We start from the raw sequence: 20,833 nt of genomic DNA, 5'->3' as shown, positions 1-20,833 counted from the left end.
CCAACGCAAAGGCGAAAAAGATGGTTGCAACACATCCGTTGCTGTCAAGATTCGTGACCGGCAAAGACGGCAACTTTGCCATGATCAGCGCCATCTTGCTGCCGGTGCTGTTCGCATCCGCAGGGCTGGCCGTCGACTATGTCAACCTGTCGAGCGCGAAGTCGGAACTTCAAAACGCCATCGATGCGGCGATTCTCACGGTCTCCCGCAAGGATGTCACGGAACAGGATCGCTCCGACATCTTCCGCGACGCCCTCAACGCCCAACTGGCAACCAACCGCCATCTTACTCTGGTGGATCAGACAGTCAGCCAGACCGCCGGCGTGAACTTCATTCGCACCGATGGCGGCGCGACAGCACGTGTTCCGCTGCTCTTCATGGGAAAGATGATGCCGAACACGGTTTCGGTGGTGGCGTCGACGACCTTCTCGACACGAAGCATCGAGATCGCGATTGCCCTCGACAACACCGGCTCGATGGGATCGGGCGGCATTTCGGCCCTGAAGGACGCGTCGCATGCCCTGCTGGACGCCCTTGGCAGCATCAACACGGACCAGCAGAGCCTCAAGGTCGGCCTCATCCCCTTCGTCACCGCCGTGAATGTGAAGGGCGACGGTTTCAGCAAGACCTGGATCGATGAGGACGGCAGATCGCTTTACAATGGCTGGACATTCCTGACCAGCACCCAAAGGACGAAGCGAAAGGCCAACGGAAACAACACCGGCGATTTCGGCGCCGACCAGTACCCGCATCATATGCGACTGTTCGGGTGGTCGGGAACCACTTGGAAGGGATGCGTGGAAGCACGGCCGGCACCCTACAACACGAGCACCACCCCGCCCAACGCCAACAATCCCGACACCTTGTTCGTGCCGTATTTCGCGCCCGACGAACCCGGCGGACAGATGAAACAGGGAGGCAACGAAGGCAAGGAATTCAACAACTCCTGGCTCGATGACGACGCATCCGGGGATGACGCGACGGTTCAGCGCTCGACCAGAAAATACAAGACGCAGCACCCCGTCGTCGCCAACCACAGAGACCTCTCCGGGCCCCTGACCCTGGGTCCCAACCGCGCCTGCCCGACACCGATCGTGCCGCTGACTGGCGAGATGGACAAAGTGCGCTCCGGCATCGATGCCATGCAGTACTGGAACGGATCGGGCACCAATATTGCGGAAGGCCTGGCATGGGGATGGCGGGTTCTTTCGCCCGAAGCCCCCTATACCCAGGCTGTCCCCTATGACCGGGATGCCGCCTCGAAAATCCTGGTGATCATGACCGACGGCACCAATGTCTCGTTCGGATCGGAAAAGACCATCAACAAATCGGACTACGGTTCCTATGGATTTCTCAGCGACGGCCGCATCAACTCGGCCACCACGCAGTCGAGTGCGGAATCCTATCTGAACAGCTCGACCGCCAACATGTGCGCCGACATCAAGAAGCTCGGCATCGAAATCTACACGGTGCTCTACAAGACCAGCGCGTCCTCGGTCGTGAACCTTTTCTCCAACTGCGCCAGCCGCAAGGACAACTTCTTCATGGCCAAGGACGTGGTCTCGCTGAAGAAGGCCTTTTCGGCCATCGGGCAGTCTGTGGCAGGCGTCCGCATCAGCAACTGACACTCTGCGGGGCCGGTCACGGGCCGGCCCCGGACGCCGTTTGCCGGGTGGGGAGCGCCGGGGCTCCCCTGAACACGACCGGCCTGCTCCGGGACATGGATCCGGCGTCCCCGTCCTCCCTCTGCGGAGCGGACGCTTGAGCGGGCGCCGGGCTCTCGACTTGCAGCGGTTGCGAGGCTAGATCTCGACGATGACCGCACCCCTGATCGATTCCTCGCTGATTTCCCGTTTCGCAGCCATTACCGGTGAGCGCCATGCCCTGACCGGAGAGAGCGACATTGCCCCCTATCTCGTCGAGTTGCGGGGCAAGTTCGCCGGTGAAAGCCCGCTGGTCCTGAGGCCCGCCGACACCGCGCAGGTCTCGGCGATCCTCAAGCTCGCCAACGAAACGCGCACACCCGTGGTGCCGCAGGGCGGCAATACCGGGCTTGTGGGCGGTCAGACGCCGATGCCCGGCCAGGGCGCGATCGTGCTGTCGCTCAGCCGCCTCAACGCCGTCCGCGCGATCGACCCGGTCGGCCAGACCATGGTCGCCGAAGCCGGCGTGGTGCTCGCCAAGGCACATGAAGCGGCGGGCGAACACGGCCTCATGTTCCCGCTGTCGCTCGGCTCGGAAGGGTCCTGCCAGATCGGCGGCAATCTCTCCTCCAATGCCGGCGGCACCGCCGTGCTCGCCTTCGGCAACATGCGCCAGCTCTGCCTGGGGCTCGAGGTGGTGCTGCCCGACGGCGAGATCTGGGACGGGCTCAGGTCCCTCAAGAAGGACAACACCGGCTACGATCTCAAGGACCTGTTCATCGGCGCCGAGGGTACGCTCGGCGTGATCACGGCGGCCGTCCTCAAGCTGTTCCCCAAGCCGCGCGGGCACGAAGCCATCTTCGCAGGCATTGACAGCCCGGAAACCGCGCTCAAGCTGTTCCGCCTGGCCCAGGATTTTTGCGGACCCTTGCTGACCGGGTTCGAGCTGATGCCGCGCATCGGCATCGAATTCACCACGAAACATATCGAGGGCGTGCGCGACCCGCTGGCCGAGCCGCATCCCTGGTATGTGTTGATCGACATTTCCTCGGGGCAGTCGCAGGAGGCGGCGCGCGCGATGCTCGAAGGGCTGTTCGTCGCTGCCGACGAGGCGGGGCTGATCCGCGATGCCGCGGCCGCCGAAAACGAGGCCCAGCGCCAGGGCTTCTGGCACCTGCGGGAATCGATGTCCTGGGCGCAGCGTCCCGAAGGCGGCTCGATCAAGCACGACGTCTCGGTGCCGGTGGCCAGGATCCCCGAATTCCTGTCCCTTGCCGACCGCGCGGTGGCCGCCGCCATGCCGAGTGCGCGCGTGGTCGCCTTCGGGCACATGGGCGACGGCAACATTCACTACAACATCTCGCAGGGGCCGGGAGAGGACACCGAGGCCTTTCTCGCGCGCTGGGGCGAAATGAACGCCATCGTGCACGCGATCGTGCTCGACCTCGGCGGCTCGATCTCGGCCGAGCACGGCATCGGACAACTCAAGCGCGATGAACTGGCCGCGATCCGGTCGCCGGTAGAAATCGCGCTGATGCGCCGCATCAAGGACGCGCTCGACCCGCACGGCATCATGAACCCGAACAAGGTCCTTGCCGCCCGGTAACCTTTCCAAAATGGTAATGGGACAGTCGTGTTCTGCTAACCATTTCCGGCGCATAGCTTTTCTTAACCCAAATTTTTAAGCCGTCGAAAACGGCCATCGGTCATTGTGCCTCCTGTGAGAGGGCGAAAAGCCCCGAATGAGAAGACCGGATCACCGGCTCTCAAGAGTTACAGAGGCGTATAAGATGACCAACACCGTTTCGAAGCCCGTCTGGGCAGGATATGAGCTACGGCTCGACCCGGGCATTTTCCCGCAACGCGTGTCCTATGCGGCGCGCGACGAACGCGACGAAGTGTCCGTGACGCTCGACAATCGCGGTGCCGTCATTCGCAAGGTCCTGACGAAGTCGGGGCTGCCGCTGTCGATCGCGCTGCCGGCGCGCGCCTTCAAGGGCGTGGCCGCGCGGGCCATCGACCACGGCGATGGCACGGTGACCGTGACCCTGGAACTGCACCATACCGATCTTGCGCTGTGCGTGCCGCTGCTGGTCGCCCATGACCTCGGCGACATCGCCGCCGACTGGCGCGCCTGGTCCGATCTCTACGGCCTGCCGATGCTGATGGTGGAAGCCGACGGCGTGGCCCGGCCGCTCGAGGACGGCACCGACCGGTGCGCGGGCACGGCTCCCTCGCGCCGCCGTCGGCATCACCAGATCGCCGATCGCCGGCCGCGCTTCCTGGTGCGCCGCTCGACCGGCACCATGGGTATCCGCATGAAGATCGAAGGCCGCGAGATCATCGCCCGCCGCTGAACCGGAATACCGGCTTGTTTCAGGCCCGGCCGCTCCTTGGGAGTGGCCGGGCTTTTCGTTACAGGACTATGGCCAGGATCAGGCCCGCGAACACGATCATGCCGACATGGTGATTCGCCTTGAACAGCTTGAGGCACTGGTCGGCGTCGTCGATGTCGAGAACCCGGATCTGCCAGGCCAGCAGGGCCACCGCCGCGGCGAGGCCGGCATAGGCGGGCCAGGACACTGCGGCGAGCCAGAAGGCCGCAAGCGCCATGGCGGTGAACAGCCCGTAGAACAGGACCAGCCACAGCTTGGTGCGTTCGCCGAACAGGCGCGCGGTGGAGCGCACGCCGACCAGCGCGTCGTCCTCCTTGTCCTGGTGGGCATAGATGGTGTCGTAACCGATGGTCCAGGCAATCGCCCCGACATAGAGCAGCACCGGCGGCCAGGCGAGATCGGCGAAGACCGCCGCCCAACCCATCAGCGCGCCCCAGGAAAAGGCCAGTCCCAGGAAGAACTGCGGCCAGTCGGTGAAGCGCTTGGCGAAGGGATAGATCGCGACGACGCCGAGCGAGGCGATGCCGAGCGCGATCGAGAAGCTGTTGAACTGCACCAGCACCAATAGGCCCACCAGCGCCTGGACGACCAGGAAGGCTGCCGCGGCGGTCCGCGAAATCCGCCGCGAGGGCAAGGGCCGCGAGCGGGTGCGCGCCACCTTGGCGTCGATGCGGTAATCGACCAGATCGTTCCAGGTGCAGCCGGCGCCGCGCATGGCGATCGAGCCGACCATGAACAGGACGAGGTGCCAGAGCGTGAGCGTGGGATACCAGACCGTGTCGATATTGGTCTCGGCGCTGGCGACATTGGCGGCAAGCGCCGCCGACCAGAAACAGGGCCACATCAACAACTGCCAGCCGATCGGCCGGTCCCAGCGGGCGAGCTGGGCATGGGGCCACAAGGCGCGCGGCAGGACGCGGTAAACCCAGTTGCCCGAGGGCGCATCGGCGACGCGGGCGTGTTTGTCAGTCAGGGGATCATGTGTGTGCGGCATGTCCGACTGTTGCCACCCGAAGCAGGACCGGTCAAGACGGCTGCGGCCGCAGCCTGGCGGAATGGGAGCTTAAGCCGCAGCCCCCGGGGCACCCTGGCCTACGTCGGACCAGCCTGCACAGCTCTCTCCCGGCACCGGCAGGCGGCAGCGATGCGTTTGGGTGTGTACCCCGCGCCGCAACGGCGGTTCCGCGCTTGACCCTGCGGCGATGTTTTCCTAACCCGGTGCCAACGGGCGCTGCCGCCTGTCCCAACCCCGCGCGTGTGGAGAATGCCGATGATGAATGTGCTGTTGATCGGGTCGGGCGGCCGCGAGCATGCGCTTGCCTGGAAGATCGCCCAGTCGCCGCTGCTCGGGACGCTTTACGCGGCGCCGGGCAATCCCGGGATCGCCGAGCATGCGGCGGTGCAGGATCTCGATGCGGGCGACCACGAAGCCGTCATCCGCTTCTGCCGCGACAAGGAGATCGGTCTCGTCATCGTCGGGCCGGAAGCGCCGCTGGTGGCGGGCCTGGCCGATCCGCTGCGCGCGGCCGGCATCGCCGTGTTCGGCCCTTCCGCCGCCGCAGCACAGCTCGAAGGCTCGAAGGGCTTCACCAAGGATATCTGCGCCCGGTTCGGCATTCCAACCGGCGCCTACCAGCGCTTCAACAACGCGCCCAAGGCCAAGGCCTATGTGCGCCAGCAGGGCGCGCCGATCGTCATCAAGGCCGACGGGCTGGCCGCCGGCAAGGGCGTGACGGTGGCGATGACGCTCGACGTGGCGCTGGCCGCCATCGACGACTGCTTCGAGGGCGCGTTTGGCGATGCGGGCGCGGAAGTGGTGGTGGAAGCCTATCTCGACGGCGAGGAGGCGAGCTTCTTCTGCCTCTCGGACGGCAAGACGCTGCTGCCGCTCGCCACCGCCCAAGACCACAAGCGCGTGGGCGACGGCGACACCGGCCCCAACACCGGCGGCATGGGCGCCTATTCGCCGGCGCCGGTGATGACGCCGCAGATGGTCGAGCGCACCATGAAGGAGATCATCGAACCCACCATGCGCGGCATGGCGGAGATAGGCATGCCGTTCCAGGGCGTGTTCTTTGCCGGGCTGATGATTACCGACAAGGGGCCGGAGCTCATTGAATACAATGTGCGCTTCGGCGATCCGGAATGCCAGGTGGTGTTCATGCGCCTGAAGAACGACCTGCTCGAGCTGCTTCATGCCGCGGCGACCGGCACGCTCGACAAGGCGAGCGCAGACTGGCGCGAGGAGACCGCGCTCACGGTGGTGCTCGCCTCCAAGGGCTATCCGGGGTCCTACGAGAAACCCACGCCGATCACCGCCCTGCCCGCGGAAACCGCCGACACGAAGGTGTTTCATGCCGGCACCGCAATGAAGGACGGCACATTGGTTGCCACCGGCGGGCGCGTGCTCAATGTCACCGCGCTCGGCCAGTCGGTGGCGGACGCGCAGGCGAAGGCCTATGCCGCTGTCGACGCTGTCGCCTGGGACAACGGGTTTTGCCGCCGCGACATCGGCTGGCGCGCGGTCGCGCGCGAGAAAGCCTGATTTAACTCTTCGTTTACCGCTTCCAAGAACCGGATCGTAACGGCCCGCTGCTAGGGTGCATTCACCAAAGCCGGATATTCCGCCTCCGGGCGGACCGGCTGAAACGGGAGTATGCGCCATGCTGAGACTGTTGATTGCCGCGACCATCTGCGCAAGCGCAGGCGCTGCCAGCGCCGGCTCGATCGAGCAGTTCGCGCCGACCGGCGGCGCACGCACCAGCATCCTCGAAATCGGATGCCCGGCCTGCGCGCAGGCGGAGAAGGCAAAAAAGGCCGAGGCAACCCAGGTCCGGCTCGCGCCCGGCGAGCAGATCGTCGAAATCCGCAATGTCGACGGCGAGATGAAGATCTACCGCACCGAAAACCTGCGTGGCGGCTCGCCCGTCACCATGGTCAGCAAGGCGAGCGAAGCCGATCTGGTGGCGCTCGGCGTGGCCGCCCCGAAGCCGGGCCAGAGCGTCGCAACCGAAATTCCGGCCACGCCGAAGGCAATCGCCGCGACACCCTTCCTGCCGCCGGTGGTGACGGAGGCCCCAGCCGAGCCGCCGCTGGTCGAGCCGGCGATCGCCACGACCGCTCCGCCGGTCGACACCGACACCCGGACCTCGGCGCTGGCAGAGATGGCGAAGCCGTTCGATCCGTCGGCCTACGAACTCCGGCTCAACTAGGGCGCTTGCCGCGCCCACGGCCCCACCGGCAAGGCCGGATCGGCCGGTTTGACATCATGTCCGGAGGCGACCGAGGTTCCCGCCCCTTGCAGGCCCTGCATCCGGACCATTCACAACGGACGGCCCCACACCGTCCGTGCCCCGCAAGTCCCCGACCGGACCACGCGATGGCACACGGAGCCGGCTCCCACCTCCAGGGGCGCCGGCTCTGGCCGTTGCGGGCAAGGCCTGGAAGGTTGCGCAGCGTTTCGCCGGCGGTCAAGCCGCCGGCAGCCGCTCAGCCGGCGATCTTCGAGAAATCGGCGACGGCACCCGTGGCTTCGCGGATCATGGCGAGCAGCGCGAGGCGATTTGCGCGCACCGCCTCGTCCTCGGCATTGACGAGCACGGCTTCGAAGAAGGCGTCGACCGGCGCGCGCAGCGCTGCAAGTGCCGCCATCGCCGCGGCATAGTCTTCCTCGGCAATCGCCGTCGTGGCGGCCTCCACAGAGGAGGTGACCGCCGCATGCAGCACCTTTTCTGCCTCAAGCTCGAACAGCGCCGGATCGACGCTTTCGGCAACCCGCGTGCCCTTCTTCTCCTCGGCGGCGAGAATATTGGCCGCGCGCTTGGCGCCGGCCAATAGGTTCTTGCCGTCCTCGGTGTCGAGGAATGCGCCCAGCGCCGAGACCCGGCGGGTGATGTCGAGCAGGTCGTCGGATGCGGGCGTGATCACCGCGTCGATCAGGTCATGCCGCGCGCCCTGGTCGCGCAGATAGACTTTCAGGCGGTCGTGAAAGAAGGAAAGGAGGTCCGATGCAACATAGTCGAACCTTTGATCGAGCCAATCGATTTCCTGCGCCGCCAAAAGATAAGCTTCGAACCCCGTTGGGGCGTCCCCGCGCCCAGTACTTTCGAACCAAATATGAACCATCAAATGCTGAATCTGCTCAAGCCTTTGGAATGCTTGGGCGTAAGAGCTTTCTCTGATTGCATATTCCTCTTCATCAGCACCTCCGCCCAGATCTGGATTACCCGCTTGGGCCAAGCTGATTGCAGAATAATGCTCATCAAGAAAACCATCGCCATTCAGAAGATCATAATACACTCTATCTCCCAGATTTGGCTGCGGTGCCCGATCATATTGTGCGTCATACCTAGACAATAAAAAGCGGTAGTCGTCAAAGCGTCTAAGGCCCCAAATCAAGAGTGCCGCTTGGGGGGATTTAAATGTAGGAAGCAAATTCATCCGCACCCCATTCTCCACCAGAATCCGGATCACGCCCAGCGCCGCACGGCGAAGCGCGAAGGGGTCCTTGGAGCCGGTGGGCTTTTCGTCGATGGCCCAGAAGCCGACCAGCGTGTCGAGCTTGTCGGCGAGCGCGACGGCGATGGATACCGGGTCGGTCGGCACCTCGTCGGAGGGGCCTTGCGGCTTGTAGTGCTGCTCGGCGGCAAGCGCCACGGATGCATCCTCGCCCTGCAGCCCTGCATAGATGCGGCCCATCACGCCCTGCAGTTCAGGGAATTCGCCGACCACTTCAGTGGTCAGATCCGCCTTGGCGAGCACCGCCGCACGACGGGCGAGTTGGGCGATCTGCTCCCCTCCCCCTTGCGCGACATCCGCCGAAGACGAGGCATCACCCCCACCCGGAGCTTCGCTCCGACCTCCCCTCACGGGGGAGGTTGAAGAGTGCGCCACCACCGGCGCCAGTTCTTCCGCCAGTTTCGCAATGCGGGCGACGCGCTCGCCTTGCGTCCCGAGCTTGGCGTGGAAGGTCACGCCCAAATGGTCGAGCTTGGCCATGCGCTGGTCGAGCGGCTTGTTGAGATCGAGACCGAATTTTTCGGCCGAGGCCTGAAGCTCGCCAAGATCCGGCAGGTTGGCCTGGTCGGTGTTCCAGAAATAGAGGGCGTCGGAGAGGCGCGCGCGCACCACCTTGCCGTTGCCGCGGGCGATCTCGGCGCCGCCGTCGCTGGCCTCGACATTGGCGACCAGGATGAACCGGTTCGACAGCCCGCCGCCGGGCTTTCTCAGCACGAAGCATTTCTGGTTGGTCTTGATCGTCAGCCGAATGATGTCGTCGGGGATTTCGAGGAATTCTTCCTCGAATTCGCCCATCAGCACCACCGGCCATTCGACCAGCCCCGAAACCTCCTCGAGCAGCGCCTCGTCCTCGACCAGTTCGAGGCCGGAGGCAAAGGCGAGGTTCCTGGCGTCGGCGAGAATGATCTCCTTGCGCCGCTCGGCGTCGAGGATCACGCGGGCGCGATCGAGTTTGTCGACGTAATCGTCGAACCGGCGCACGGTGAAGCTCTCGGGCGCGTGGAAGCGGTGGCCGGCGGTCACATTGCCGGCGACGAGACCGTCGATCCCGAACGAAATCACGGTCGGCTCCTCGGTTTCCGGGCCGAAAGTGCAGACGATCGACTGCAGCGGCCGCACCCATTTCAGGGCTTCCGGTCCCTTGCCGTCAATGCCGCCGAAGCTTGAGCCCTTCGGCATCGAAGCCGCGCCCCAGCGCATGGATTTGGGCCAGGAGAAGCCGCGGATGATACCGGGCATGACATCGGCGATGATCTCTTCCGCGTCGCGGCCGGGCCGCGAGATATGGGCCACGTAGAAGTCGCCCTTCTTCGGATCGCTGTGCACATGCGCCTGGGAAATGTCGGTGAGCCCGGCCTTGCGCATGAAGCCCGCCAGCGCCTGTTCCGGCGCCTTGGTGGACGGGCCCTTGATCTCCTCGCGCACGTCGCGCGAGCGCGCGGTCAACCCGCGGATGTCGAGCGCGAGCCGGCGCGGCGTCCAGTATTCGCGCGCGGCCTCGTAGGTCAGCCCGGCATCGACCAGCGCATCGGTCACGGCCTTGCGCAGGTCGCCGGCCGCCTTGCGCTGCATGCGCGCAGGGATTTCCTCGGAGCGGAGTTCGATCAAAAGGTCGGGCATCAGTTGGACTCCACACTCAGCGAGGCGCGCATGCTATTTTTCAGTTTGCCCGTCCTCACGGCTGCGCCGTTGCGGGCGAGCGGGCGGGCAGGAATTTCTTCCGAGCGGAGTTCGATCAAAAGGTCGGGCATCGTGTCACACGCGGTCATTGGAAGGATGAGCGCGGCTTAGCAAGGGACGCGACGAAAGTCACCTTCCCTCGCTGCAAAAACCGCGATCCGGTGCGGCTCTACCAGCCACCGCCGCCACCGCCACCACCGCCGCCGCCGGAAAAACCGCCGCCCGACGAGCCCGACGAGCTTTTCGGTTGCGGCATCGACGAGGCCATGGCGGCCGAGACCGCGGCCACGGAAGTCGAGGCGGCGCGGCCGATGTCGCCGGGCGACCAGGAGGAGCCGTGATACCAGCGCGGCTGGTAGGCGCGCGCCTCTTCCGGGGCGATGCGCTTGAGTTGCGCCGCCCAGGCGTCCGACCAGGGCTTTTCCACCCCGAGCCCCACCGCATAGGGCAGGAACCGCTCGAACAGCTCTTCGGAGAGCTCCGGGGCGTCGCGCAGGTTGAGCCGGTTGGTCTCCGCCGTTTCGAGATAGAGCTTGAAGCCCTTGATGTCGGCGAGCACCTTGGCGCCGGTTTCGGTGGGCGCGCCGATCAGCCAGACCATCGCGATCAGGGTGGCGATGCCGACCAGCAGCACCGCGCCGGCCAGCCGATAGACCGGCAAACCGTCCGGGAGCACCACCAGCACGCCGATCAGGAAAACCGCGGCGCCGAGCAGCATCAAACCCGGCCCCAGGATGCGGCTGCCAAGACCGGGCTCGCGCCACAGCGAGAAGCCCGCAAAACCCAGGCCACCGCCGAACAGCGAGGTCATCAGCACCGGGATCAGGTAGAGGATGCCCTCCTCCGGCGGATCCTGAAGCACGATGCCGCCGATCAGCGCGGCAACCGCCACGACCGCGACCAGCACCACCCGGCCGAGATTGGACTTGTAGTACCGGTCTTCGTATTCGCTGGAGATCGCCCTGCGCAGGGCGGCGACGGCGGACTGCAACGAGGTGCCGTTGGCCTTGGTCAGGGCCATTTCCTGGCGTCCGCCGAGCAGGCCCTTGAACAGCGCCGCCTCGCCCCCGGGCAGCGCCGGCCGGTCGGCCGCTGTGGCCATCGGCCCGGGCCGGATCGTCACCCGCTTGCGTTCGTCCTCGTCGATGACGAGGAAGCGCTTGACGCCGAGCGACAGCAGCGCTGCGACAAACGGCATGTCGACGCCCTTGCGGCCGGTGCGGAAGCCGTTGAAATGGGCAAACGACAGCGCCGCGGGCGAAAGATTTTCCGGCGGATGAAACAGCGGGATGATCGGCGGCGCGGGCGGATCGCGGCCGATCCGGTTCCAGAGATTGACGAGATAGATCGGCACCCCGAGCCAGACGAGAATGATGAGCGCGATGCCGGCATTGGCCGTGAGAGAGGCGACAGCGCCCGCACCATCGGGCGCGACCACGCCCGGGGTAAAGCCCACGGCGATGGTCAAGCCTTCTTCGGGACCGAGCGGCCGGGTCAGCGAGACACGGACGTTCGAGGCGCTTTTCGAAGCCGCGTAGTTGCGCGTCTCCGCACCATAGGCGCCGGTATAGGCCTCCACCTGCAAGGGCTGCGCGCCCTCCGGCAGGTGCACCACCGCCTCGGCATTCAGAATCGGGAAACTCCAGAAATTGCCGGTGACGTTCCAGTAAAGCTCGTCGTAGTCCCCGAAATAGCGCAGTTGCCGCGTCGTCACGTAGCGGATCGTGTAGGTGTGCTCGCCGCGGGCAATCAGCACATCCGGATCGCCGATATAGATGCGCAGGAAGCGGCCCTGGGTTTCGGTGCGAAACGCCGTATCCTCGCCGTCGTGCAGCACCTCCAGGATCTCGAGGCCGTTGGTGGACCACAGGCCCCAGTCGTCGAGCGCGCGCACCGGAATGTCGCGGAAGATGCCGCGGCGGATATCGTAGCCCTCGGCATTGACCGTGATGGTCTCGGTGACGTCGAGCGAGGCATCGGCGTTGACGGTGATGTCGGCGCGGAAATTGCGGATTTCCTCGGCGGCCCACGCGCCCGCGCTCGCTGCGAGCGACAGGACGAGGACGACCATCAGGCCGGCAAAGCGCCTCATCGCTCAGTCTCCCGTCTCGTAGCGCACCCCGAGCGACGCCAGCGCATCCCAGTAGCCGGGATAGGTCTTGCCCACGCATTTGGGGTCGAGAATGGTGATGCCGGAGGTCTTCAAGCCCGCGAGCGCGAAGCTCATGGCAATGCGGTGATCGGCAAAGGTGTCGATCTCGGCCGGGCGGCGCTGGCCCGAAAGGGCCGGATCGCCGCTGACGATCAGGTCGTCGCCCTCCTCGCGCGCGAGGCCCTCGCGGATCCCATTGAGGCCCAGCGACAGCGCCCGCACGCGGTCGCACTCCTTGACCCGGAGATTGGCGATGCCGGTGAAGCGCACCGGGCTCGCGTTGTAGGCGGCGAGCACGGCGAGCGTGGGAATGGCGTCCTGCATCTGCGAGCCGTCGATTTCGGCCGGCATCTGCGGGAAAGTCGCAATCATCTGGTACGCTTTCGCGTCGGGCTGGGTGAAATCCGCCGCCGGCGTGCCGATGTCGATCTGGCCGCCGGTCAGCGCTTCCGCGGCCCACAGATAGGTGGCGGCAGAGGCATCGGGCTCGATGTGGAAACCGGTGGCGCGGTAGCCCGTCGGCCGGATCCTCCAGGCCGAGGGAGAGACCTCCTCGATATCCGCTCCGAACGCGCGCATCGCCGCGAGCGTCAGGTCGATATAGCCGCGCGCGCCGATCTCGTCGCCGGCGAGCTCGACGCTGAAGGGGCGGCCCAAGAGCGGCGCGGCCATCAGCAGCGCCGAGACATACTGGCTCGACAGCCCGGCATCGATCACCACGCGGTCGGCGGCGAACCCGCCCTTGGCGCGAATCGTGACCGGCGGGCAGCCGGTCGGCGCGGAAATGTCGACGCCGAGCGAAGACAGGGCGTTCACCAGCGGCAGGATCGGGCGCTTGCGCATGTGGCTGTCGCCATCGACGATCACCTCCCCCTTGACCAGCGCGGCAATGGCGGCCGGCAGGAAGCGGACCGCGGTGCCGGCATTGCCGAGAAACAGCGGATGCGCGGGCACGGCGAGCGCGCCGGTGCCGGTGACGGCGAAGGTGGTCTCCTCCGGCTCGTCGATCGTCACGCCCATCGCCCGCAGCGCCTCGGCCATGTAGCGGGTGTCGTCGCTCCTGAGCGCGCCCGTGAGCCGGCTCTCGCCTTGCGCAAGGCCGGCCAGCAGCAAAGCGCGGTTGGTGATCGATTTCGATCCGGGCGGCAAAACCCGGCCCGAAAGCGCGTGCCCGGGCGGCACGATCGTGAGCTTTTCAGTTGTCATCGGTCATTCCTGGATGCTTGGCCTTGATTCTCGGCCTGGATTCCGGCCTTGGGTATCGGCCTTGCTTTTCTTGACCACGGCCTTGCGGCCAGGGTTTACCGCCGCTGCGGCGGTGTCAGAACTTGACGGTCGGGACCGCGCGGTCGGCTTCGCTCTCGAGTTCGAAATACTCGGCTTTGACGAAGCCGAACTGTCGCGCGACGAGATTGGAGGGGAAGGACTCCACCGACACGTTCAAATTGCGCACCGCGCCGTTGTAGTAGCGCCGCGACATCGAGATTTCGTTTTCGGTTTCCTCCAGCGCCTGCTGGAACTCCTTGAAATTCTCGCTGGCCTTGAGATCGGGATAGCTTTCGGCCACCGCCATCAGCCGCCCGAGCGCGCCCGAAAGCGCGCCTTCGACCTGCGCCCGCTGCTCGGGCGACCCGGACCGGCCGGCCACCGCCTGGCCGCGCAGGCGCGTGACCTCTTCCAGCAGCTCCCGCTCATGGGCCATGTAGCCCTTGACCGATTCAAGCAGGTTGGGAATGAGGTCGGCGCGCCGCTTGAGCTGCACATCGATGCCGCTCCAGCCCTCGCCCGCCATCTGCCGGTTCTTGACCAGCGTGTTGTAGAGAGAGACCGCATATATCGCGATGCCGGCGAGCACCGCCACACCAATCCACATTCCCATGGTTCAACTCCCGGATTCGCGCCTGTTCCGCCCTTGCCGGCGCAAACCGCCGGCGGCGACGACCTTACGCAGACTCGGTGGGAAAATCCACGCCCCATGCACAGGCCAAGCGCAGGACACGCCCATGGCCGTCCTCGCTCCTGGCCGGCGGAGGGCCTGCCGCCCGGCCCTGGCAATGCAAAAGCATCAAGCCCGTATATTTATCAAGTAAAGCTTTACCTTTCCTAAGCCATAAATGGCAGATGCCGGTCGACGGGGTCCTCCATATCGCGGGTCCTGCGGTTATTTCGGATCACGGGAAGCCCTTGTTATGACGGATTTTGATGCAACCATTTTCGAGCTCGCCCCGGTCGCGATGTGGATCGAAGATTTTACCGGCGTCAAGCAACAGTTCGACGAGTGGCGGTCAGAAGGCGTTACCGATCTTCGCAGCTATCTCGAGGAAGACATGACCCGCACGGCGGCCTGCTCCGCCCGGATCAAGGTTCTTCGGGTCAACGCCAAGACGCTCGACCTGTTCGAGGCCGAGACCTTCGATCATCTGGTCGACAATCTGCCCGCCGTGTTCCGCGACGACATGTTCGAAAGCCACATCAACGAACTGGTCGAGCTGTGGAACGGCAAGACCGAATTTTCGAGCAACGCCGTCAATTACTCGCTGTCGGGCCGGCGGATGGACATCCAGCTCAAGGGCACCGTCATGCCCGGCCACGAAGACACGCTCGCCCGCATCCTGGTCACGACCGAGGACGTGACCGCACGCGAGGACGCCCGCCGCCAGGAAGCCGCAAGCCGGCAGCATGCCGAAGGCCTGTTCAAGCATTCACCGGTGTCGCTGTGGGTCGAGGATTTCAGCACCATCCGCAACCTGATCGAGGACGTGCGCGACCGCGGGATCGAGGATTTCCGCGTATTCATGGACGTGCACCCGGAATTCGTGCATCAGTGCATGAGCGAGATCCGCATTCTCGACGTCAACCAGGCGACGCTCGACCTGTTTTGCGCGCCCGACATCCGCACCCTGCTGCTCCGCCAGGTCGAGATCTTCCGCGACGAGATGGAAAAGCCCTTCCGCGAGCAGTTGATGGACCTGTGGGAAGGCCGGCTCTACCACCACCGCGAGGTGATCAATTACGCGCTTGACGGCACCGTGCGCCACATCATCCTGCATTTCGCCGTGCTGCCCGGCCACGAGCACGACTGGAGCCGGGTGCAGGTGGCGCTGACCGACATCACCGCGCGCAAGAAGGCCGAAGCCTATCTCGAATATCTCGGCAAGCACGATGTGCTCACCAAGCTGCACAACCGCGCCTTCTACAAGGATGAGCTCAACCGGCTGGAGCGCAAGGCGCTGCGTCCGGTATCGGCGATCATCATGGATCTCAACGGGCTGAAGGACGCCAATGACAATCTCGGCCACGATGCCGGCGACACCCTGCTGCGCCGGTTCGGCGAGGTGATCTCGGGCGTGGTGACGCGGCCCAACCACGCCGCCCGCATCGGCGGCGACGAATTTGCGATCCTGCTCCCCGGCTCGGACCACAAGGTGGCCCGCGCGATGGTCGACACCATCAACGAGTTGCTGCACATCAACAACCAGTTCTATTCCAACCAGCCGCTGAGCGTGGCGATCGGCATGGCGACGAGCCGCGATGGCGAAACCATGGAAGACCTGGTCAAGCGCGCCGACATGGCGATGTACGAGGACAAGCGCGCCCACCATACCGGCGGGCAGACACTGCTCGGCAAGCCCAAGCCGGTCTCTGCAGCGTCCTAGGGCAAGCCGCGCGCCTGCGCACTGCCCCCCTGCGCCCTGCTCCGCGCGCTCCGGCGCCCGCCGCTACTCGGCTGCCTGCAGGTAACCCGCGCCGCCCGCCTTGGTCAGCAGGAAGGCCTCGCCGCACTGGCGCGACAGGTTGCGTACCCTGAGGATATAGCCCTGGCGTTCGGTCACGGAAATCACACCGCGCGCATCGAGCAGGTTGAAGACGTGGGACGCCTTGATGCACTGGTCGTAGGCCGGCAGCACGCATTTGTGCAGGCCGGCAGGCTCGTGCGGCGCGCCGGCCTTGAGGATCGCCTCGCATTCCCGTTCGGCGTCCTCGAAATGCTTGAGCAGCATGGCGGTGTCGGCCATTTCGAAATTGTAGCGGGAATATTCCTGCTCGGCCTGCAGGAAGACATCGCCATAGGTGACCTTCTCGTCGCCCTCGCGGCCGTTGAAATTCAGGTCATAGACATTGTCGACGCCCTGCACATACATGGCGAGGCGCTCGAGGCCATAGGTCAGCTCGCCGGCCACCGGCGCGCATTCGATGCCGCAGACCTGCTGGAAATAGGTGAACTGCGAGACTTCCATGCCGTCGCACCAGCATTCCCAGCCAAGCCCCCAGGCGCCGAGCGTCGGGCTTTCCCAGTCGTCCTCGACGAAGCGGATGTCGTGCAGCAACGGGTCGATGCCGATCGCCTTGAGCGAGCCGAGATAGAGCTCCTGCAGGTTCGAGGGATTGGGCTTGAGGATCACCTGATACTGGTAATAGTGCTGCAACCGGTTGGGGTTCTCGCCATAGCGGCCGTCCTTGGGGCGGCGCGAGGGCTGCACATAGGCCGCGTTCCACGGCCTGGGGCCGAGCGCGCGCAGCGTGGTGGCCGGGTGAAAGGTGCCGGCGCCAACCTCCATGTCATAGGGCTGCAGCACCGCGCAGCCGTAGTCGGCCCAGTACCGGTGCAGGGCGAGGATCAGCCCCTGGAACGAGCGCGTCGGCTGCATGTGATCGGGAAGGTCAGCGGTCATGGCGGAAATCCGGGTAGAATGGCGGTCGCAAGGGGCCGGACCCGCCGGCTCCCAGAATGCGGCGACAGGTGCCACGGCTGCCCATCAGGGTCAAGTGCGCGCACGATGCGCCACATCCGGGCCAGAGGCCTCTGGGCGGCCTATTCGTCGGGCTTCCTCAACCGGTATTCGCCGGTCTTGGGATCTTCGACGAGAGTGCCCTGCGCGCCGGTGCGGCCTTCCTTTTCGGCATCCCTGACCCGGGCATTGACGCGTTCGGCCTCCTGCAGGAAGCGCTTGTAGCCAAGCCATGCGACCGCACCCACGGCGGCGAGCAGAAGCAGTTGCGGCATTGCGGCAGTCCTTTCGATGCATTCCGGTCGGAGCCGGCCGCCACAGCGGGGTGAGACAGGCCCGGGCTTTCTACAGTCCGTAGCGCGCCCAGAGCGCGCGTTCGTCGATGACATTCAATCCTGCTTCGGCGATCCCCGCAAGCGCGCCCGCCGACAGTCCCGCAGCAACGCCCGGCACCCGGCGGCCCAGAAACCCGCGCTGCGGCGACACCAGCCGCAGCTTGACCTTGTCGCCATAGCGTGCGCGCAGCGTCGAGCGCAGGTCGCCGAGATCATCGACCAGCCCCAGTTCCTTGCCGCGGATGCCGGTCCAGAACTGCCCGGTGAACAGCTCCGGATCGTCCTTGAGCCGCGCGCCGCGGCTCTGCTTGACGAGATCGATGAAGACCTTGTGGATCTCGAGCTGCAGTTCCTTGAGCCGGGCCACGTCCTCGGCCTTTTCCGGCTTGAACGGATCGAGCAGCGACTTGTTCTCGCCCGCGGTGTAGACGCGGCGCTCGACGCCGATCTTGTCGATCAGGCCGGTGAAGCCGAAGCCCGCGGAAATGACGCCGATGGAGCCGACCACGGAGGACGGATCGGCGAAGATCTCGTCGCCGGCGCAGGCGATCATGTAGCCGCCGGACGCGGCCACGTCCTCGACGAAGACCAGCACCTTCTTGTTCTTCTCTTCCGCCAGATCGCGGATGCGCTTGTAGATCAGCCGCGACTGCACCGGCGAGCCGCCGGGCGAATTGAGCATGATCGCCACCGCCGGCGCCTTCTTGTCATCGAAGGCGCGCGCCAGCAGCGGCGCCGCGGTGGCGATGTTGAGATTGGGGCGAAACTGGTTGCCGCCCGACATGATCGCGCCGCTCAGCCGGACCACCGGAATGACGGTGACGTCCTTGCGGAAGCGGGCGGGAAGGATCGAAGTGAAAGAAACCATGGCGGACCATTCCTGTTGGCACGCGCGTCGCGAGGCGGACGCGCGGGGTGATGGAGTTGCATGTATGTCTTTTCCGCCGCAGTGCAATGCCTCGGCTGGGCGGTGCGGGACCGGCCGGCCTATTTCCCGGTGCGTGCCGGGCTTCGCCGCAGGTGCGCGGCGCGGCCGTTGCCGAGATCGCCCATCAGCGCGGTGAAGCGGGTCCCAGGCCCGTCGTGCAGCAGCAGCCGGTCGCGCAGGCTCAGCCGTGCGCGGCTGCCCTTGATGGCCGTGACCAGCATGCGGATCGCATCGTCGCCGGGGCGCGGGCAGACCGGGGTGATCTCCGCCCCGCCGAAGCGCTTGCCGAGGCCGGCGAGAATCTCGGCCACGGATTCGGGCCGCGCGATCACCGAGACCTGCCCGCCGGGCCGCAGGATCGCGCCGGCGGTGCGCAGCCAGCGCTCGAACAGGTCGCCGGTCTCCATGACATGGGCCTCGGCCTTGAGCGGATCGGGCGTGCGGCGATCGAAACCGGGATTGAACGGCGGGTTCATGATCACGAAATCGAAGGCCTGGTCGGCAAGCCCGGCGGCGCGCCGGCTGTCGCCGTGAAGGCTGACATCGGCTTCGAGAACGGCGAGCCGCGGCGCCAGATGCGCGTTCTGCACGAGCGCGAGCGTGCGCCGGGCGCAATCGGCCATCACCGGCGAACGCTCGACCAGCGTCACCGCGAGGTCGGGCAGACGGTTGGCGGCGGCGAGGACCGCAGCGCCGGCGCCGGCGCCGAGATCGGCGAGCGCGCCGCGCGCGCCGGGCGGCACCGTTGCGGCCAGAAGCATGGCATCCATGCCGGCGCGGTGCCCCGAAGCCTCGGGCTGGACCAGATAGAAGCCGCCATAGTGGAAGGCATCGAGGGTAAATCCGGGCCGCGGCTCGGCATCGCCTGCCGCGCCGGTCGCGGTTGCCGCACCGGGCAAGCCGGCCGGGGCGTCAGCGTCGGGCGCCGGCCCGCCGGCCTCAGCGTCCGGCCTCACTGTCATTCCATGGCCTGAGTTCATGTTCCAATCCGGCATCGGTGACGATGCGACGCGCCTGGAGCGCCTGTTCGGCATCGACCAGGATCCGCCGCGGAATGATGCCGACCGACCCTTCCATGATGCTCATGCCGCTGTCGGCCACCATGCAGCCGATGCCGGCGTCGCGCATCAGGCTTTCCACAAAGGATATGAGCACCGGGTCGTTGGTGCGGATCAGATCGTGCATCGGCTCTCCCTCATCCACTTGTTCCACCGCCCCGTGTCAATAATCAACCCCCACCCGCGCCAAATCGCCGCTTGCCGTGGTGGGACGGGCTGAATAATGTGCGCCGGAAAGTCAAAGCAGGAGTCCGTAGCATTGGGTGTCGTCGTTTCGCTTGAAGATGGAAAACACAGGGACGCATCGGTCAAGCCGCTGGTCGACAAGACCCGCGGCGACATGGACCGCGTCAACCAGCTGATCTTGTCCAAGGCAGGATCGGACGTTGCACTGATTCCGGAAGTGGCCAACCATCTGATCTCCTCGGGTGGCAAGCGGCTGAGGCCGATGCTCACGCTCGCCTCTGCGACCATGTTCGGCTACACCGGCGAGGCCCATGTCAAGCTCGCAACCTCGGTCGAGTTCATGCACACGGCGACGCTTTTGCATGACGACGTGGTCGATGAAAGCGACTTGAGGCGCGGACGCTCGACCGCACGCATGATCTGGGGCAACCAGGCAAGCGTGCTGGTGGGCGACTTCCTGCTCGGCCAGTCCTTCAAGATGATGGTGGAAGTGGGCTCGCTCGACGCGCTCGACGTGCTGTCGACCGCAGCCGCGGTGATCGCCGAGGGCGAGGTGCTGCAGCTCTCCGTGGCCAAGAACATGGAAACCACGGAAGACGACTATCTGTCGGTGATTCGCGCCAAGACGGCGGCGCTGTTCTCGGCGGCCTGCGAGGTCGGCCCGATCATCGCCGGCTGCGGCAAGGCCGAACGCAACGCGCTGCGCTCCTACGGCATCAATCTGGGCCTCGCCTTCCAGCTGATCGACGACGTGCTCGATTATGGCGGCTCGTCGAGCGATCTCGGCAAGAATGTCGGCGACGATTTCCGCGAAGGCAAGATCACGCTGCCGGTGGTGCTCGCCTACCGGCGCGGTTCGGAAGCCGAACGCGCCTTCTGGCGCGAGGCGATCGAAGGCGGCCAGGCCGACGACCAGTCGCTCGAAAAGGCGATGGGGCTGCTTGCCAAATACGGCAGCCTGAAGGACACCACGATGCGCGCCGAGCACTATGCCTCGATCGCACGCGACGCCTTGGCCCCGCTGCCGGATTCGGACGAGAAATCGGCGCTGCTCGAAGTCATCGCCTTCTGCGTCAACCGCGCAAACTGATGCCGCCACCCGGCGGCAAGGCCGGGACCCGGCCTTGCCGCCCTGCGCCAAAAAAGCCATTGTGTTGGGTATTAGGTGCTTCGGCAGTCGGCCGGCGCGCGGCCAGATCAAACATGA

Annotated in this window: 17 protein-coding genes; 7 read left to right on the top strand and 10 right to left on the bottom strand. The window is 65.7% G+C overall.

The features are described 5' to 3' along the window. The first annotated feature begins 80 nt into the window (after positions 1 to 80). The 3 genes from AWJ14_RS21390 to AWJ14_RS21380 all read left to right on the top strand — a co-directional run bounded on the left by AWJ14_RS21390 (position 81) and on the right by AWJ14_RS21380 (position 4,000). Positions 81 to 1,625, top strand: coding sequence for a pilus assembly protein TadG-related protein (locus AWJ14_RS21390; RefSeq protein WP_171904918.1), 1,545 nt, complete (start codon positions 81 to 83; stop codon positions 1,623 to 1,625). A gap of 190 nt (positions 1,626 to 1,815) precedes the next feature. After that, positions 1,816 to 3,249: an FAD-binding oxidoreductase gene (locus tag AWJ14_RS21385; RefSeq protein ID WP_066184497.1), complete on the top strand. Its 1,434-nt coding sequence runs from the start codon at positions 1,816 to 1,818 to the stop codon at positions 3,247 to 3,249. A 184-nt stretch (positions 3,250 to 3,433) separates the two neighbouring features. Beyond that, the gene (locus AWJ14_RS21380) at positions 3,434 to 4,000 is read left to right on the top strand and encodes a DUF6101 family protein (RefSeq protein ID WP_066184494.1); all 567 of its coding nucleotides are present in this window, start codon (positions 3,434 to 3,436) and stop codon (positions 3,998 to 4,000) included. A gap of 58 nt (positions 4,001 to 4,058) precedes the next feature. Here the strand turns inward: AWJ14_RS21380 and ubiA are convergent, their stop codons facing one another. Further along, complete coding sequence (gene ubiA, locus AWJ14_RS21375) at positions 4,059 to 5,033, bottom strand: 4-hydroxybenzoate octaprenyltransferase (RefSeq protein ID WP_066184489.1); 975 nt, start codon at positions 5,031 to 5,033, stop codon at positions 4,059 to 4,061. Positions 5,034 to 5,312: 279 nt separating this feature from the next. Here ubiA and purD point away from each other — a divergent pair, with 279 nt between their 5' ends. Then, positions 5,313 to 6,584 carry a phosphoribosylamine--glycine ligase gene (purD, locus tag AWJ14_RS21370; RefSeq protein WP_066184674.1) on the top strand — a complete coding sequence of 424 codons (1,272 nt, stop codon included), beginning with the start codon at positions 5,313 to 5,315 and terminating at the stop codon, positions 6,582 to 6,584. Between the two features lie 118 nt (positions 6,585 to 6,702). Next, positions 6,703 to 7,251, top strand: coding sequence for a plant virulence effector HPE1-like domain-containing protein (locus AWJ14_RS21365; RefSeq protein ID WP_066184486.1), 549 nt, complete (start codon positions 6,703 to 6,705; stop codon positions 7,249 to 7,251). A gap of 277 nt (positions 7,252 to 7,528) precedes the next feature. Here AWJ14_RS21365 and glyS read toward each other — a convergent pair whose 3' ends face one another. The 4 genes from glyS to AWJ14_RS21345 all read right to left on the bottom strand — a co-directional run bounded on the left by glyS (position 7,529) and on the right by AWJ14_RS21345 (position 14,262). Continuing rightward, positions 7,529 to 10,177, bottom strand: coding sequence for a glycine--tRNA ligase subunit beta (gene glyS / locus AWJ14_RS21360; protein ID WP_083220422.1), 2,649 nt, complete (start codon positions 10,175 to 10,177; stop codon positions 7,529 to 7,531). A 229-nt stretch (positions 10,178 to 10,406) separates the two neighbouring features. After that, positions 10,407 to 12,329, bottom strand: coding sequence for a DUF2207 domain-containing protein (locus tag AWJ14_RS21355; protein ID WP_066184481.1), 1,923 nt, complete (start codon positions 12,327 to 12,329; stop codon positions 10,407 to 10,409). Positions 12,330 to 12,332: 3 nt separating this feature from the next. After that, positions 12,333 to 13,595, bottom strand: coding sequence for a 3-phosphoshikimate 1-carboxyvinyltransferase (locus AWJ14_RS21350; protein ID WP_066184478.1), 1,263 nt, complete (start codon positions 13,593 to 13,595; stop codon positions 12,333 to 12,335). A 115-nt stretch (positions 13,596 to 13,710) separates the two neighbouring features. Next, positions 13,711 to 14,262, bottom strand: a complete 552-nt coding sequence (locus tag AWJ14_RS21345) for a LemA family protein (RefSeq protein ID WP_066184475.1) — start codon at positions 14,260 to 14,262, stop codon at positions 13,711 to 13,713. A gap of 316 nt (positions 14,263 to 14,578) precedes the next feature. Between AWJ14_RS21345 and AWJ14_RS21340 the strand changes: the two genes are divergently transcribed. Beyond that, entirely contained in the window at positions 14,579 to 16,045 is a 1,467-nt protein-coding gene (locus tag AWJ14_RS21340) for a sensor domain-containing diguanylate cyclase (protein WP_066184472.1), read from the top strand. A gap of 63 nt (positions 16,046 to 16,108) precedes the next feature. On the opposite strand, the gene AWJ14_RS21335 is transcribed toward AWJ14_RS21340, so the two are convergent. The 5 genes from AWJ14_RS21335 to AWJ14_RS21315 form a co-directional block, all read right to left on the bottom strand. Beyond that, positions 16,109 to 17,062 carry a glycine--tRNA ligase subunit alpha gene (locus AWJ14_RS21335; RefSeq protein ID WP_066184469.1) on the bottom strand — a complete coding sequence of 318 codons (954 nt, stop codon included), beginning with the start codon at positions 17,060 to 17,062 and terminating at the stop codon, positions 16,109 to 16,111. Positions 17,063 to 17,202: 140 nt separating this feature from the next. After that, a complete protein-coding gene (locus AWJ14_RS21330; protein WP_066184466.1) occupies positions 17,203 to 17,394 on the bottom strand; it encodes a hypothetical protein in 192 nt (63 codons plus the stop codon). 70 nt (positions 17,395 to 17,464) lie between these two features. After that, complete coding sequence (locus tag AWJ14_RS21325) at positions 17,465 to 18,322, bottom strand: S49 family peptidase (protein ID WP_066184465.1); 858 nt, start codon at positions 18,320 to 18,322, stop codon at positions 17,465 to 17,467. Between the two features lie 119 nt (positions 18,323 to 18,441). Continuing rightward, positions 18,442 to 19,344 carry a tRNA1(Val) (adenine(37)-N6)-methyltransferase gene (locus AWJ14_RS21320; RefSeq protein WP_083220421.1) on the bottom strand — a complete coding sequence of 301 codons (903 nt, stop codon included), beginning with the start codon at positions 19,342 to 19,344 and terminating at the stop codon, positions 18,442 to 18,444. Continuing rightward, on the bottom strand, positions 19,322 to 19,567 hold the full coding sequence (locus tag AWJ14_RS21315) for a putative signal transducing protein (protein WP_066184463.1): 246 nt from the start codon (positions 19,565 to 19,567) through the stop codon (positions 19,322 to 19,324). Before AWJ14_RS21315 ends, AWJ14_RS21320 begins: the two co-directional genes overlap by 23 nt. A 132-nt stretch (positions 19,568 to 19,699) precedes the next feature. On the opposite strand from AWJ14_RS21315, the gene AWJ14_RS21310 reads away from it, so the two are divergent. Continuing rightward, positions 19,700 to 20,716 carry a polyprenyl synthetase family protein gene (locus tag AWJ14_RS21310; protein ID WP_066184460.1) on the top strand — a complete coding sequence of 339 codons (1,017 nt, stop codon included), beginning with the start codon at positions 19,700 to 19,702 and terminating at the stop codon, positions 20,714 to 20,716. The last annotated feature ends 117 nt before the right edge of the window (positions 20,717 to 20,833 follow it).

Source organism: Parahoeflea olei (assembly GCF_001703635.1).
Lineage (GTDB): Bacteria > Pseudomonadota > Alphaproteobacteria > Rhizobiales > Rhizobiaceae > Hoeflea > Hoeflea olei.
Note: the sequence above shows the minus strand (reverse complement) of the source record. Positions and strands in the feature narration are given on the sequence as shown.

Excerpts from the sequence above, each read along its gene's own strand:
- AWJ14_RS21390 (WP_171904918.1), top strand. The coding sequence starts at position 81 with ATGATCAGCGCCATCTTGCTGCCGGTGCTGTTCGCATCCGCAGGGCTG.
- AWJ14_RS21385 (WP_066184497.1), top strand. The coding sequence starts at position 1,816 with ATGACCGCACCCCTGATCGATTCCTCGCTGATTTCCCGTTTCGCAGCC.
- AWJ14_RS21380 (WP_066184494.1), top strand. The coding sequence starts at position 3,434 with ATGACCAACACCGTTTCGAAGCCCGTCTGGGCAGGATATGAGCTACGG.
- ubiA (WP_066184489.1), bottom strand. The coding sequence starts at position 5,033 with ATGCCGCACACACATGATCCCCTGACTGACAAACACGCCCGCGTCGCC.
- purD (WP_066184674.1), top strand. The coding sequence starts at position 5,313 with ATGAATGTGCTGTTGATCGGGTCGGGCGGCCGCGAGCATGCGCTTGCC.
- AWJ14_RS21365 (WP_066184486.1), top strand. The coding sequence starts at position 6,703 with ATGCTGAGACTGTTGATTGCCGCGACCATCTGCGCAAGCGCAGGCGCT.
- glyS (WP_083220422.1), bottom strand. The coding sequence starts at position 10,177 with ATGCCCGACCTTTTGATCGAACTCCGCTCCGAGGAAATCCCTGCGCGC.
- AWJ14_RS21355 (WP_066184481.1), bottom strand. The coding sequence starts at position 12,329 with ATGAGGCGCTTTGCCGGCCTGATGGTCGTCCTCGTCCTGTCGCTCGCA.
- AWJ14_RS21350 (WP_066184478.1), bottom strand. The coding sequence starts at position 13,595 with ATGACAACTGAAAAGCTCACGATCGTGCCGCCCGGGCACGCGCTTTCG.
- AWJ14_RS21345 (WP_066184475.1), bottom strand. The coding sequence starts at position 14,262 with ATGTGGATTGGTGTGGCGGTGCTCGCCGGCATCGCGATATATGCGGTC.
- AWJ14_RS21340 (WP_066184472.1), top strand. The coding sequence starts at position 14,579 with ATGACGGATTTTGATGCAACCATTTTCGAGCTCGCCCCGGTCGCGATG.
- AWJ14_RS21335 (WP_066184469.1), bottom strand. The coding sequence starts at position 17,062 with ATGACCGCTGACCTTCCCGATCACATGCAGCCGACGCGCTCGTTCCAG.
- AWJ14_RS21330 (WP_066184466.1), bottom strand. The coding sequence starts at position 17,394 with ATGCCGCAACTGCTTCTGCTCGCCGCCGTGGGTGCGGTCGCATGGCTT.
- AWJ14_RS21325 (WP_066184465.1), bottom strand. The coding sequence starts at position 18,322 with ATGGTTTCTTTCACTTCGATCCTTCCCGCCCGCTTCCGCAAGGACGTC.
- AWJ14_RS21320 (WP_083220421.1), bottom strand. The coding sequence starts at position 19,344 with ATGACAGTGAGGCCGGACGCTGAGGCCGGCGGGCCGGCGCCCGACGCT.
- AWJ14_RS21315 (WP_066184463.1), bottom strand. The coding sequence starts at position 19,567 with ATGCACGATCTGATCCGCACCAACGACCCGGTGCTCATATCCTTTGTG.